Annotated in this window: 11 protein-coding genes; 4 read left to right on the top strand and 7 right to left on the bottom strand. The window is 68.5% G+C overall.

The features are described from left to right. Positions 1-13 precede the first annotated feature (13 nt). Positions 14-907 (bottom strand): LysR family transcriptional regulator, encoded by an 894-nt coding sequence (locus tag VF106_RS36750; protein ID WP_330844565.1) that lies wholly within the window; start codon positions 905-907, stop codon positions 14-16. Positions 908-1077: 170 nt separating this feature from the next. On the opposite strand from VF106_RS36750, the gene VF106_RS36745 reads away from it, so the two are divergent. Then, positions 1078-2088 (top strand): 1-aminocyclopropane-1-carboxylate deaminase, encoded by a 1011-nt coding sequence (locus VF106_RS36745; RefSeq protein ID WP_330844564.1) that lies wholly within the window; start codon positions 1078-1080, stop codon positions 2086-2088. Here VF106_RS36745 and VF106_RS36740 read toward each other — a convergent pair. Both VF106_RS36740 and VF106_RS36735 read right to left on the bottom strand, forming a co-directional pair. After that, a complete protein-coding gene (locus tag VF106_RS36740) occupies positions 2078-2290 on the bottom strand; it encodes a hypothetical protein (protein WP_330844563.1) in 213 nt (70 codons plus the stop codon). The two genes, VF106_RS36745 and VF106_RS36740, sit on opposite strands and share 11 nt — an antisense overlap. 5 nt (positions 2291-2295) lie before the next feature. Then, on the bottom strand, positions 2296-2760 hold the full coding sequence (locus VF106_RS36735; protein WP_330844562.1) for an LLM class flavin-dependent oxidoreductase: 465 nt from the start codon (positions 2758-2760) through the stop codon (positions 2296-2298). Between VF106_RS36735 and VF106_RS36730 the strand changes: the two genes are divergently transcribed. Further along, positions 2705-3031 (top strand): MmyB family transcriptional regulator, encoded by a 327-nt coding sequence (locus tag VF106_RS36730; RefSeq protein ID WP_330844561.1) that lies wholly within the window; start codon positions 2705-2707, stop codon positions 3029-3031. The genes VF106_RS36735 and VF106_RS36730 overlap by 56 nt on opposite strands. Here VF106_RS36730 and VF106_RS36725 read toward each other — a convergent pair. Continuing rightward, complete coding sequence (locus tag VF106_RS36725; protein WP_330844560.1) at positions 3028-5004, bottom strand: S41 family peptidase; 1977 nt, start codon at positions 5002-5004, stop codon at positions 3028-3030. The two genes, VF106_RS36730 and VF106_RS36725, sit on opposite strands and share 4 nt — an antisense overlap. Before the next feature lie 163 nt (positions 5005-5167). Here VF106_RS36725 and VF106_RS36720 point away from each other — a divergent pair, with 163 nt between their 5' ends. Continuing rightward, a complete protein-coding gene (locus VF106_RS36720) occupies positions 5168-5365 on the top strand; it encodes an FxSxx-COOH-like cyclophane-containing RiPP peptide (protein ID WP_330844559.1) in 198 nt (65 codons plus the stop codon). Between the two features lie 25 nt (positions 5366-5390). Continuing rightward, a complete protein-coding gene (locus VF106_RS36715) occupies positions 5391-7163 on the top strand; it encodes an HEXXH motif domain-containing protein (protein WP_330844558.1) in 1773 nt (590 codons plus the stop codon). Positions 7164-7409: 246 nt separating this feature from the next. Here the strand turns inward: VF106_RS36715 and fxsT are convergent, their stop codons facing one another. From fxsT to VF106_RS36700, 3 genes are read right to left on the bottom strand one after another with little or no spacing between them, the layout of a single operon-like run. Then, positions 7410-11501, bottom strand: coding sequence for an FxSxx-COOH system tetratricopeptide repeat protein (gene fxsT / locus VF106_RS36710; RefSeq protein WP_330844557.1), 4092 nt, complete (start codon positions 11499-11501; stop codon positions 7410-7412). A 3-nt stretch (positions 11502-11504) separates the two neighbouring features. Continuing rightward, the gene (locus tag VF106_RS36705) at positions 11505-12521 is read right to left on the bottom strand and encodes an AAA family ATPase (RefSeq protein WP_330844556.1); all 1017 of its coding nucleotides are present in this window, start codon (positions 12519-12521) and stop codon (positions 11505-11507) included. Next, positions 12518-13960 carry a VMAP-C domain-containing protein gene (locus VF106_RS36700; protein WP_330844555.1) on the bottom strand — a complete coding sequence of 481 codons (1443 nt, stop codon included), beginning with the start codon at positions 13958-13960 and terminating at the stop codon, positions 12518-12520. The genes VF106_RS36705 and VF106_RS36700 overlap by 4 nt, the downstream gene beginning before the upstream one ends. Positions 13961-14005: the final 45 nt, after the last annotated feature.

Raw genomic sequence — 14005 nt, 5'->3', positions numbered from 1 at the left:
CCCGAACCCGGGGTCACTCGATCCGCTCGACCAGGTGCGTGAGGAACGACCGCACGGCAGCGGGAAGCACACGTCGAGCCAACGACTGGATCTGCACACCGCGTCTGCTCAGCTCGGGGTCGCGGATCGGCACGATCGCCAGTCGGTCGGTTGCGAGTCGCTGTTGGACCGTCAACAGGGCGACGAGGGTGACACCGCCCCGCAACCGCGCGAAGCTCTCCAGCGCGCCGGAGTAGTTGCTCACGAACGCCGGCTCGAAGGTCAGCCCCTCGGCCGCGACGCACACGTCGAACAGCCGCCGGATCGTGGTGCCCTCGTCCATCAGCGCGAGCGGGTACTCGAGCAGCTCGGCCAGTGCGAGATCGTCCCGCGTCGCGAGCGGGTGGTCGTCCGGCATGAGCGCGTAGATCGGTTGCCGCCGGGAGTACTCGACACGCACGCCCTTCTCCGGAACGGCACCGTCGGTGACGGCGAGATCCGCCACCCCGTCCCGCACCTGCTGGGTCGCCGCGGCCGGGTCGACGACATTCAGCCGGAACCTTATCCCCGGGTGTTTTTCCCGAAACGCGATGATCGCCGCCGGCAGGAAATCGCGGGCGAAATCCTCGGGGCTCGCGAGCCGGACGGTGCTGTGGCGTAATTCCCGCACCCCGTGCACGTCGGCGAGCACCTGGTCGGCCTCCAGCGAGCTGCGCCTGGCGTACCCGGCGAGGATCTCGCCAGCCTCGGACAGCACCATGCCCCTTGGCTGGCGCTCGAACAAGGGCGTCCCGACCTCCTGCTCGAGCTTCGCGATCTGACGGCTGATCGCCGAGGTCGCCACGTTCAGACGCTCGGAGGCCTCGCTGATCGAGCCGGTGCGGGCCACTTCGAGAAAGTACCGCAGTGCCGTCGGCAAAAAGATCATACTCGAATCGTAGTTGTCGGTCGGCCAACGCACTGATCAGCGGCCAGACCACATTTCACGTTTCCGGAGAAAGTCGAATATCCATTTCTCGCGGCAGGAGCGGGTGCCGCCAACGTCCACATAGCACCTACTATCGGATGGTGCTCGGCGTGCCATGATCGGAGGACCCCATGCCACTCGACGACTTCGACCGCTACCCGCTCCTGTTCGGACCGTCCCCCGTGCACCGGCTGGAGCGGCTGACCGCCCACCTCGGCGGCGCCGACCTCTGGGCAAAACGGGAGGACTGCAACTCCGGCATCGCGTTCGGCGGCAACAAGACCCGCAAGCTGGAGTACCTCGTCACCGACGCGCTCGCGCAGGGCTGTGACACGCTGGTGTCGATCGGTGGCGTGCAGTCCAACCACACCCGCCAGGTCGCGGCGGTCGCGGCCCGCGTCGGGCTGAAATGTGTGCTGGTTCAGGAAAGCTGGGTCGACTGGCCGGACGCCGTGTACGACAAGGTCGGCAACATCCTGCTGTCGCGGCTGGCCGGCGCGGACGTCCGCCTCGTGAAGGCCGGTTTCGGCATCGGGTTCAAGGAGAGCTGGCAGCAGGCCCTCGCGGACATCGAGGCCTCGGGCGGGCGGCCGTACGCCATCCCGGCAGGCGCGTCGGACCACCGCCTCGGCGGGCTCGGCTTCGCGAACTGGGCTTTCGAGGTGGCGGAGCAGGAACGCGAGCTGGGTGTCTTCTTCGACACCGTGGTCGTCTGCTCGGTCACCGGGAGCACACAGGCGGGCATGATCGCCGGGTTCGCGGCACTCGGCGGCCGGCCGAGGCGTGTGCTGGGGATCGACGCCTCGGCCAAGCCGAAGGAGACATGGGACCAGGTGGCCAGGATCGCCAGGAACACCGCGGCCCTCATCGGGGTCGACCGCGAGCTGACCGACGAGGAGATCCTGCTGGACGAGCGCTACCACGCCGGCACGTACGGCATCCCGGACGAGTCCACACTGGACGCGATGCGACTGGCCGCACGGCAGGAGGGCATGATCACCGACCCGGTCTACGAGGGCAAGTCAATGGCGGGCCTCATCGACCTGGTCACCCGGGGCGAGATCGCGAAGGACTCGACGGTGCTCTATGCCCACCTGGGCGGCCAGCCGGCGCTCAACGGCTACAGCGCGCTCATCGGATGACGCCGGCCAGTGCGTCCAGTCCGCGGCGCGGGTTCTTGTCCCCAGCGTCCACATAGGAGTCGAGCCAGTCGCGCAGACCGGCCGGGGTACCGGCGAACATGGCCTGGAGCGACGACACCACCTCGAACGGAGCGCCGTACCACCGTTCGACCGTCGTGCGCAGCCGTTCCCGTGCCGCGTCGACCGACGAGTCCAGCGCCACGGTGGCTAGAGCCCTGCGGTCGGCGTCGGTCCCTGCGCCGCCGCCCGCACGCGGTGCCAGCCTTCCGCGTAGCTCCGCACGTCCGGGAGGTACAGCAGCCAGCCGTCGGCCAGCCGCCCGGCCCGCGTTTCGGCGGTGGCGCCGGCCCCGGCGAGCCAGATCGGTGGGGCCGGGGACAGCACGAAGTCGTCGAACGTGAAGTGCTCGCCGCCGTAGCGCAGCGGCTTGCCCGACCACACCGCGCGCAGCACCTCGATCGTCTCGGTCAGCCGTCCGACGCGGCCGGTGAACGGGACACCGGCCGCGGTGAACTGCCGTTCCGTCGCGGGCGAGTTGAACCCCGACCCGAGGCCGACGATCAGCCGCCCACAGGCGTACCAGGAACGCCACTGGGACGACCGCGAGCTGGCGCCGGTGCGCGCCGCTCCCGAACGCGTGCTCCGCGGCCACCAGCCGTACCCGGCGATCATCGTCGACCGGCACGGCGACCTGGTGGCGGCGAACGAGGCGTTCGCCGTGCTCACCGGCGGGGTGGCCGCGTTCCTGCGCACGCCGCCGGTCAGCATCCCGCGCCTGCTGCTACACCCGCAGGGGATGGCGCCCAACATCGTGAACCTCGACGAATGGGCGTGGCATGTGCTCGACGGGCTGGGCCGTCAGACTGCCCGCAACCCCGATCCCCGGCTGACCGCGCTGATCGATGAGCTGACCGAAGACGGCGGCCGTGCTCACCAGTGCTAGGCGCCCAGTGGCATCCACCCGCTGACGGGCATGACACCTCCCGGGTCCCGCGGTGCGAACCGGACCTGGCGGGACGCGACCAGCTCGCGCCCGGAGAAGCCCTCGAACCGGACAGCGGCCGTCGCGCCCGGCAGGTGGACCGTCACGTGCGTGTCGTCGCCGGGGATCGGGCCGGCGACCGGCCGGCCGTCGACGTAGACGTCGACACTCGTGACGTTCCCGGTCGTCAGCTCGAACGTCACGGTCGTCCCGTCGATGTCGGCGACCGACACGTCGAGCGTGCGTGCCGGCCTGCCGGCGAGCAGCGCGCCCGCGGCCTCGAGCAGGTCCCGGTTCCCGTGCAGCAGGTCGTTCTCCGTCATCGCGTGCAAGGACGTGGGCACGACACCCAAGTCCTCCACGGGCTGGCCGGCCTTCTCGCCGACGCGGAGCGTGCGGCGCAGCGACACCGTCATCTCGGCGCCGCCGGGCAGCGGCCGCAGCGGCCCACCGGTCCAGTCCTCGGTCAGGTCCGCGTGCCGGACGACGTTCGCCCCGCCGGCGCCGGTGTTGCGGTCGACACCGAGCACGGGACCGATCTCGTGGTCGACGAACCCGGCGGCGAAGATGTCGGTCGCGCTGTAGCAGAACGCGTCCGTGACCAGCACCACCGGCCCGTGGTAGATCTGCCCGACGCTGTTCACGACGTCGTTGGGGGACAACGGAAGCCCGGTCGAGTAGGCCGCGCCGGTCGACACGGCCTGGCCGATCGAGGCGTGCCACGGCCGCATCGAATCGACCACGTCCGTCAGCTCCATTGTGGACGACGTGCAGACGAACTGGCTCGGCTCCGGCGTGATCCGCCGCGGTGTCAGCAGCTGCAACAGGAACTCGGCGGCGACGATGAACCCACCGCCGTTGCCCCGCACGTCGATGATCAGTCCGTTCTTCGGGAACTCGGTGGAAAGCAGCCGGATGACCTCGTTCAGGTACTCGACGATCTTCCGGTCCTTCATGTGGAAGGTCCAGAGCCGCAGATGCCCGAACGTGCCGCCGGCGGTCCGCACGACGCGCGCGGTGAGGTCGTCGGGGCGGGTGGTCGGAATGACGCCCGCCTGTGCCATCTCCTCGGTGCGCTCGGCCACCCCGACCGCTGCGACCCGCTGCTCCTCGAGTACCGCGGCCGGCGCGAAAAGGTCCTTCTTCGCGCGCCGCACGACATCGGTGCGCACGTCGACCCCCAGTTGGTACCGCAGCGGCGTACGCAACGCCTCGCGCAGCCCGGCGGGATCGGGTGACCCGGCGAGGATGTCGGCGCCCTTGTCGTAGACCTTCCAGCCGATCCTGGTCTCGTGCACCGTGCCGTCGGTGACGTACCGCAGGTGCACCCAGTCCTCGTCCGGCGGCAACGAGCCGGCGACGGCCCGCAGTGTCATGCTTTCCAGGCCGCGCACATACCGTGCCGGCGGGTTGCTTCCTGCCTCGTTCTCCGCGTTCCGCCACACGGCACGTGCCATCGCCATGCCGTTCCAGTGCGTGATCCTCGACCCGACCCGCAACGTGGGCTCGGTGACGATGTGTTCCGCCACCTTGGAAACCAGCCAGCGCGGCTGCCCGCCCTCCTCGAACTGCTCGACGAGGATGCCGAGAAACGCGATGCCCCGGTAGGGCTCGGGCAGCCCGTAGGAGGTGTGCAGGTCCCGCAGGTCGTTGAAGATGTCCCTGAGCTCGGCGTGGAACGCCAGATCGTCGAGCTCGTCGGTCCGGGCGCGCAGCAACCGCAACCGCTGCACGGGATCGATCGCGTGCATGGCCCGTTTCAGGGGAAGATGCACGTACACGTCACGAATCAACACCTCCGCCTGCGTCAGCAGGAGCAGTCGGTCCTCTGTGGTCAGTCCCGCCTGGTGGCCGACGAACTGCCGGAACTCGTCTATCTCGCGCACCACACCGAGGTCGGCACCGGTCGTGGTCGTGGCTGCCGTTGTCGTCATCGCTGGTTCCTCTCGTGTTCTTCGGACAAGAAGCAGCAGACGACCGCGTGATACACGGGGGTTCCGGGCAAACGGTTTCCCCTCAGGGATGTCCGAAGACGGGGCTTTCATTGCATGATTGGGTGTGCACCCGACTGCGGGGCGTAACGCACGGGAGGGCTGTATGAGAACCACTCGAGCTGAGGTCACCACGAGCATGGTCGACTTGACCGGCCTGTCGCTGGACGAGCTCCGGAGCAGCGACGATCCGGTGCTGCTCCGGTCGTTGTCGTCGATCGTCGGGCGGACGGAGCGCAGCCGGATCGGGGTACTCGACAACGAAGGCAAACTACGGCGCTGCCAGGTGCCGGACGGGCGTTGACCGCCGGACAGGAGTCCCGGATCTGATGCTGGGCACCCATGAGGTGTCTCTGGGCTACCTCGACGCCTTGGCGCGGGGCCGGAGTGACCCGGCGATCGTCAGCATGTTGAGGCAGGCCAACCGAAGCAAGCAGCTGATCCTGCTGCGGGCAGTGCTCGATCACGCTCGCGACACGGTGATGTCGCCGCTGCCCGCGGTGGAGGACGCCTGGGGTTTGTTCGCCAGCGCGCAGCGGCAGGACCGGGCCGCGGTCGAGCCGGTCATCACACATCCGCTGAACGCCTTGTGGGCAGCGCGGATCCTGCGGCGGTTGAGGGGTCGCGAAGCCGACGCCTCTGGCCCGTTGTGGGCCGACCTTGGCTATGTCCACCAGTTGGCCACCGCGGCGGCCATCCGTGCCGGTCAGGACTTCCGGTTCAGAGTGCCGGTGTGGCGAGGTGCGGTCGTTCTTCCCACCCTCGGCCGCGCCGATGTGCGCAGCCGCCGCGAGTGGGACTTCGCCGAAGTGCACGCGGAGCACGGGAACGTGCTGATTCGCGGGCCGGCCGGCAGCGTGCGGGTGCCGGAGGATCCCGCGACGGACGGCGACGGCTGGTGGGCGTTGCGTGTCCTGCGGACGCACGGATGGGATCTGTGGTTGGACGACCTCGACCCGTTTCGTGAGTTCGACGGGCCCATCCCGCCAAGGCGGGAGCCGCCGCAGGAGGTGGAACTGTGGGCGGACGGTGTTCGGCGGACATGGCGGCTGCTGGCCGATCAGCACCCCGCCACCGCTGCGGAGGTCGCCGCCGGAGTCTCCACCCTGGTGCCACGCATCTCGACCGACAGGTTCACCCCGTCCAGCGCATCGCACACCGACGCCTTCGGCGCGGTGGTCATGTCACGTCCGGCTGATCCGACGACGTTCGCCGCGACCCTCGTGCACGAGCTCCAGCACAGCAAGTTCGGGATCCTGTTGACCCTCATCGATCTTCTCGACCCGGCCGGCGACCACGACACGCCCCGCCTGTACGCGCCATGGCGGGACGACAGCCGCCCGGCCGACGGGCTGCTCCACGGTCTGGTGTCGTTCCTGGGGGTGACCGCCTTCTACCGGGAGCGCTGTGCGGTGGCACACGGAGCGGCGGCCAGGGTCGCACGGTTCGAGTTCTCGTACCGGCGTGAGCAGGTCACACGGGTCACCGAAACGTTGCTGAGCGAGGCGACGCCGTCGGCACTCGGGCGGCGGTTCCTCGCCGCCGCGCGCGCCCAGCTGGTGGAGTGGGCGGCCGATCCCCTGCCGGAGGACGTGCGCCGGGCGGCCCGACGCGCCAACGCGGATCACTACCTGTCCTGGCGACTCCGTCACCTGCACCCACCGGACGCCGTGGTGGACGAGTTGGCGCAGGCGTGGTCGCGGCACCACCGAAAGCCGGTCGTCCGGGTGAAACCGGAGCTGAGACCGTCAGCGGGGAGCGCGATCCACGCACGTCTCGCGCTGACCAGGACCTGGCTCGCCGATCCCGACCTGTTCGAGGTCTACCGCGCCGAACCGGAGCTGGCGATGGCCGAGATCCCCGGCACGACCGCGGCGGATCTCGCGCTGCTCGACGGCGACACCGACACCGCCGCCGAGCTGTACCAGCAACAGATCCTCGCCATGCCGGACCCGACGACATCCTGGGTCGGCCTGGCCCTCGCCACGGAGGACGCGGTGCTCCTGGACCGCCCGGAGCTGGTGTCGGCACTCCACCGCGAGATCCGGGCCCGATCCGGCCTGGTCACGAGCCCGGCCCGACTCGCACGCTGGCTGGCTTAATGCTGTGACCTGTTCGTCGGCTCGGACGCCAGGTGCCGACCGCCGTGAAAGACGCTTTCACCACACAGGTCGGGGCATCGCCGACGTCTCCAAAGACGCGCCGATGACGTTCAACGACCCGAAAGCGTCTTTCGAGACATCGCCAGTGACACACGCGGGCAGCATGGTCATCGGTGGATCCGGGTTCATCACAGAGCCTTCACCGCGCGAACAGTGGCGACCCGACGAACCCTCACGGTGACAGCACTAAATTTGCATGGGGTCGATGTCGCAGTTGGCACGGTGGTTGAACTGGGCGTCGTTGGTCGCCGGGTGGGTCGCGCCGAGTACGCGGCGCAGCCGTTCGACGGCGTGGAGCTGCAGGTTGGCGGCTTCGTCGTGGCGCCCGAGACCGCGCTGGTCCAATGCCTTGTTGACCATCACCGCGAGCGTGGAGGGGTGGTCCTCGCCCAGGACGCGAACCGAACGGTCGAACGTGTCCTCGTCGAGTGCGAACGCGCCATCGAAGTCGTCGGCCGCGGCCAGATCGCTCGCCAGGTTGGTGGCGCACACCAACGTGAACGGATGATCGGCCCCGACCGAGCCCCGCAGGTCAGCCACCGCCTTCTCGTTCAGCGCCCGCGCCTGGCCGATCAGGCCGAGGAGTCGCAACGTCACGGCGAGGTTGGTCGCCGCGGCCACGCTGAAGGGGTGTTGGACGCCCCACGTCCTCTCGTAGAGGCTCTTGACGTGCTCGCCGAGCCGTCGGGACTCGATGAGGTTGCCGTCCTGGCGGTGCTCGATCGAGAGGTCCATCGCGGCGGACATCGCGTCGGGATGTGACTCACCATATTTGGTGATCAACCCGTCCGTCGCCTCGATGGCCAGGTTCAGTGACTTCTTGTTGAGGTGCTCGCCGGCCTTGCGGTACGCGATGGCCAGGTTCTTGATCGCGGACAGGGTCATCGGGTGCCGGTCGCCGAGCTGGGCCCGCATGCGACGCACGGTGTCCTCCTGCTCGGTCCTCGACCGGAGGTAGTCACCGACCTCGCGCAGGTCGACGGACCAGTTGTCCGCGGTCAGCAGGGTGAACCGGTGGTCCTCGCCGAGCACGATCTGCTTGCGGCGCAACGTGTCCTCGTCGAGCTGACGGGCCGCGGCGAAGTCTCCGACCAGCCGCAGGCTCAACGCGTAGTTGTTCGCGGCGGACAACGAGTCGGGGTCGTCCGGGCCGAACTTCTTGACCGCGGTCTTGTACGCGAACTCGTTCATCGTGCGAGCAGCGGCGAACGCGCCCGTGGCGCGCAGACCGGAGGCGACGCCCTGCATGGTGAGCAGCGTTTCCTCGTGCTCCTCGCCCAGGGTCTCCCGCATGCGATCCAGGGTCCGCTGCCCGACGGCATGTCCTTCGTCGAACCGGCCGAGAGCACGCAACATGCGGCCCAACCACCGCGACACGATGAGCGTGTCAGGGTGCTTCTCGCCGAGCTTCTCGCCCCAGAACTGGGCGAAGTCGCGTGCCATCTCGAGGCCGCCGGCGGGGTCGCCAAACGCGAACAGGTAGTGCACGACGTTGATGGCCATGTGCCGGACCCACTGGTCCGTGCAGTTGCGGGCGTCGACGGCGCGGACGTGCGGCAACAACTCGGCATAGCGCGCCCAGTTGTCGACCGACTCCGGCATCTTGGGGTCTCGGTTGGCGAGCAGCAAATGCGCGGTGTGCCGTACCCGTTCCTGCTCCTCCGGGGAGAGTTTGTTGCGGAGCACCATCTGGACGAGCCTGTGCAGCTGCAGCGTGTCGTTGCGGTGATCGAGCTTAGCCAGGCTGTAGCGGTTTATTTCGCGGATTGCCCTGCCCAGTTGGATCGGATCGGCGAGAGTGTTCCCGAGGTCTTCCGAGACAGGAATGTTGCGGACACCGCTGAATATGTCCCGAGAAATGGGTTCCGGCGAAAAGAACGCACAGACTTCGAGCAGTTCCAACGCGCCGGGGCTTTCCTCCCGCAGGCGGTCCAGCGACACGTTCCAGGCCGCTTCAACGGCGACGTCGTAATCGGCCGGCGCCCGTGACGCGAGCAGTTCGGTCCGTTTGTCCTCGAACAGTCGCAGATACTCGTCGACCTTCATGCCGGTTTCCGCGCGCCAGGCCGCCGCCTGCTCAACCGCGAGGGGCAGGTCACCCAACACCGTGGCGAGGCGGTCCGCCTCCTCGTCGGCGAGGTCCTTGTTGCGGCGTTGCAGGAGCTCGCGACTTTCGGCGCGTTGGAAAACGTCCACTTCCACGGTCTGCGCGACGCCGGCCCACTCGCCGTTGCGCGACGTCACGATGATGTGGCCGTCCCCTCGCCGAGGCCAGAACGTGCGGACGTCCTCTGGCCGGTCGGCGTTGTCGAACACGAGAAGCCATCGGCGAAACGGCTCGCCGTTGCCCAGTGCCTCCAGCACCGCTGGGACCGCGGTGTCGACCAGTTGCTCGACCGGCAGGTCGAGCCGCCTGGCGAGGTCGACCAGCGACTTCTGGATCCCGGACGGTTCCTCAGAAGGAATCCACCAGATCAGGTCATAGTCGGAGGCGTGCCGGTACACGTACTCCACGGCGATCTGGGACTTCCCGATGCCGCCCATTCCGTGCAGGGCACCCGGCAACACGGCGGTGGCCGTGGATTTGGCCAACTCGGAGCGCAATGCCCCCAGAAGGTCCCTACGGCCGATGAAGTTCACGTTCCGTAGCGGAACACCACCCCAGACGGTCGGCTTTCTTTCGGAACGGCGGACCTCGGTGCCCGACGGCTCCGAACTCGTGGTGGTCACAGGCGGATTCCCCAGATCTGTGGCATGAGCGGTTTCCTCTATGCCGCTGAAGTCTATGGCCCCCGCCGCCTCAGTACCTAGCACGTCCGCCAATCGAGTGGCACGTCTGGCGTACGGACCTGACAAAGCCGTGAACACCTGACGGAGAACATCCAAGACCGGCGCATTTTCCGCGGTGACCGCCGGCAGGTCGACATGGTCGGGATCAGCGAGAACCGAGCGCAAGTTCGCCACCGCGGGTTCTTCCCTGCCGAGCACGTCCTCGACGACGCGCTGCACGTATGCGGTCTCGTCCCGGGTGACCGTCGCGAGTAGGTGTCCCCGCAGCCCGGGACGAAATTCATACTCGACGGGTGATGCGCTGTCGCGCGGAACCTTGTGAACCAGGCCCCCCAGCAGAACTTCAGCGAGATTCCAGTGGTGGGAGCCCGGCAGGAACGTGCCGTGCACCGCCTGCATGACCCGCAGGTTCAACGGCGCGGCGGCGAGAAGCCCGGCCAGCCGCACCGCGTTGGGTGTCGCGGTCGCGCGGAACCTGCGTATCCGTTCGTCGGGTGTGAGATCGTCGCGGTGGTCTTCTGGTTCGCCGTTCTCGTCCCCCGGCGGCACCAGCACGGGCAACCGGACACCACCCGTCCCCGAGACCAGTTCGGCCCAACGCCGCAGGAAACGCGACTCCAGTGCCAGTACGGGAATGGCCTGCGTCGTGTGCAGTGTGCGGGGCTCGACGCGAATCCCCGTCCAGTCCCAACGCTCCGGCGGCAGCAGGTGAACGAGCGCGACCTGACATGTTCGCGCCCAAAGGGACATGAGCGTGAACATCGCCCCGCTCGTCCACGCTTTGCCGACACCGTCGGTGAGCACGAGGATGATCCGTTTGCCCGTCGGGTCGGCGAGCAGGGCGGGCGCACGGTGTGTACCTGGCGCGGTTTCGACCGACTCGACGCAGGTTTCGTCGGTGTCGACCCACACGGTCCGGACGTCCGAGAACGCACCCTGGCGTTCCAGGAGCGTGCGGAACGCGCTGGTGGTCCGTTCCCAGATCCGCATCGACGAACCGCGGTCGACCACCAGGACGACCTCGAACGGGTGCTCGTACGACGGCCGGTGCACGGGCAGCCACACCCGCGACTCCGCGGCGGCCACAGCGGTCTTCTCTTCGTCGAGCTCACAGTCGAGCCAGCTGGGGACGAGCCGGTTCAGTGGCCGCAACGCCTTCGGCAGCCCCGGCGGCAGATCGGGGAGCACCGAGCGCTCGGATGGCGGCGCGGAGGTCGTGGCCGACTGTGACCGCCGTCCGAGAGACACCAGTCGCACCGAGGTCGGGACCGGCGTCCGCGCAAAGGAGACGGGCTCTTCGACGTCGTGGGAAACCGGCGGCGCCTGGTCGGGCCGATGAGGTGGCCTGACCATCGGAGGCGGCGGCGGGCCGGCACTCTCGTGTGCGCTGTGTGGACCGGCCGCCGCTATCCGCGCGGCCAGCCACACCGCGTCGGAGATCTCTTGTGAGCTCAGCTCTTCAGTACTGAGCGCAGCGGCATCGGTCACCGGTCAGTCCGTTCCCCCTACGTTCAATCGCTGCCACAGGGCGTCCCGTAACAGGGCCCAGTTCTCGTCCGGTAGGTAGGCGCCGGAGGTCGCCAGGTGCATGGCGTTCAAGAGCTGGTCGTTGGCGAGCCCGCCTTCTCGTTCGCTGCTGGCGACGAACTCCCTGATCAGGTCCTGTCCGCGCAGCGGGACCTCCTGGAAGTGCGCGGCCACGATGCTCACCAGTTGCTCCAGACCCGGTTGCGGCATCTCGAGCCGAAGGCAGCGGCGCAGGAAAGCGGGCGGGAATTCCCTTTCCCCGTTGCTCGTGATCACGACGAACGGGAAGGCGCGGCACCGCACCCGCCCTTCGCGCACGGTGGCCTGGCCGCCGCGGTCATGGGTGAACACCGTGACCTCGGGCTGCGTGGCGGCGACCCGTGCCAGCGGCTGGATCTCGAACTCGCCGTCCTCGAACACGGCGAGCAGGTCGTTGGGCAGGTGGATATCCGACTTGTCCAGCTCGTCGATGAGGAGCACCCGAGGTCTGTCGTAGGGCAGCAACGCGGTGCCCAGCGGACCGAGCCGAACGAACCCGCCGATGTCGTCGCCTTGTTCCGTCGTCGCGGCCTGGACCCGGCCGATCGCGTCGTACTCCCAGAGGCCGTCCCGGAAAGCCGTGCGACTGCTGATGGGCCACTGCAGCACCGGCCCGAGGCCCAGCTCACGCGCGACCTTGTGCGCCAGGCTGGATTTCCCCGTGCCGGGATTCCCGGTCACCAGAAGAGGTCGCCGCAGGTACAGCGCTGCGTTGACCGTCTGGATCTCGTCGACGGCCGCGTCGGAGGCCGAAATAGGTGATGGCACACCGAGTCGGCGGACGAACTCCGCGTCGGACGCGGGTGGGGTCGGCAGTGGTGGTCCGCCGTCGAACGCGCGCCAGCCCGGTGGATCCGGTAACTCGGGGGGTTCGGTGCCCGCGTCGGGCGGCAGCCCGTGCCCCTGGTAGATCCACCATCCTGGCTTGCCTGGCGCGGTCATGACGCGGGCACCTCCTCGAGGGGAGCCGCGGGTGGTTCTGGCGGCTCCACGGGGCGTTCCGGGTCGTCCCACAGAAGTGAGACACGGCTACCGACATGGGATCCGGGTCGCGGCGCCTGCCGCGCGTCGCTCCGTAAGAGACGCAGGTTCTCCGCGAGATCGGGAAGCGCGTCCCGCATCATCGCCTTGACCTCGGTTTCGAACGCCGCGCGGCCAGAGTCGGAACGGTGCCAGATCATCACAGGTACCCCGGTGCGCACTCCAACTATCACCTCACCCGGTTTCCCGCCATCCGGCGCCGCACGCAGCACCAGAGACACGACATCCTTGCGTACGGCCAGCTTCGCGTCGAGAGCACCCAACTGTCGCGGCTTCGTGCCCTCGCTCCACAGCCATTGTTCTTCGCATCCCTGGAGTCCGGATGTGGCCTTGAGATTTTCCCACCGCCGCCGCCATTCACGGTGCCACTGTGGCGAACGCGCCCGGTCAAGGCTTCGGATCACGACCTGGTAGTGCAGGCCCAACGGGCGCGGCAGTCCGCTGCCGGCCTCGAGATCCCACTGGTCCACCGGCAGGTTCAACAGGTCGTACGGCAGGAGAAACTCGATCTGGATGGTCACCGCCTTCCTGGCCCACCCGGATTCCGCCTCCGCCACGAGCTCGGCGACGTGCGCGCGAACCGCGTCGAGGTCCCCGGAAAACGGCTCGCCCCGCCGGGGACACCACTCGGTCGGGTGGTTCTGCCGCCAATGTGTCACGGTCAGCTGATCGGCATCGAGCAGGTCGGCCTCGACGCGAACAACAAGGTACGCCACAACTTCCTGGGGCGGTGACTCGGTGATCGCCTCGTGCCGCACTGCGTGCAGTCCCTCGATGAGCCCGACCCGCTCGGCCTGCCGGTCGTTCCACTGACGCAGCCGGTCCGCGCGCTCGCCCCCGAAATAGGCGGCGAGCAGCTCGACGAAAACGAGGAGCGGCGGAATTCCGTCCGGGCGCGCGTTCATCCGTTCCAGCGTGGCGAGGGCGTCGGCTGGATACCGTTCCTCCGCGATGAGGGCGGCCGCGGGCCCGGCGGCCGACCGCACGAACTCCCCCAACCGGTCGTCCGGCCCGCCGCCGAGCAGTGTGAGCAACTCACTCCGGTCGTTCTCACCGACGAGTTCGAGAGCCGTCATGTCGTCGACCGCGGCACGTGCCCGCTGCACGGGCGTCGAACCGGGCTCCAACTGTTCCACCGCGTCGAGGAACGCATACACCGCACGCGGATGCTGCCGCCGGCACGCCTGCACGATCCCGATCAGATGTGCCCTGGTGGTGGGCAGATCCTCGACGACGAGCCGCACACCGAGCCGGTCGACCAGCAGGTCGAGACACAACCGCCGGCTGGCCGGGTCACGCAGGGAAGGGATCTGCTCCAACCGGTCGATGAGAAGGTTCAACGAGCTGGGGTAGTCAGGCCCGTTCCACGACGCCACCGCGCCCTC

The organism is Actinophytocola sp. (assembly GCF_036378875.1).
In the GTDB taxonomy this organism is placed as follows: domain Bacteria; phylum Actinomycetota; class Actinomycetes; order Mycobacteriales; family Pseudonocardiaceae; genus Actinophytocola.
This window is presented reverse-complemented; position numbering and strand designations above follow the sequence as displayed.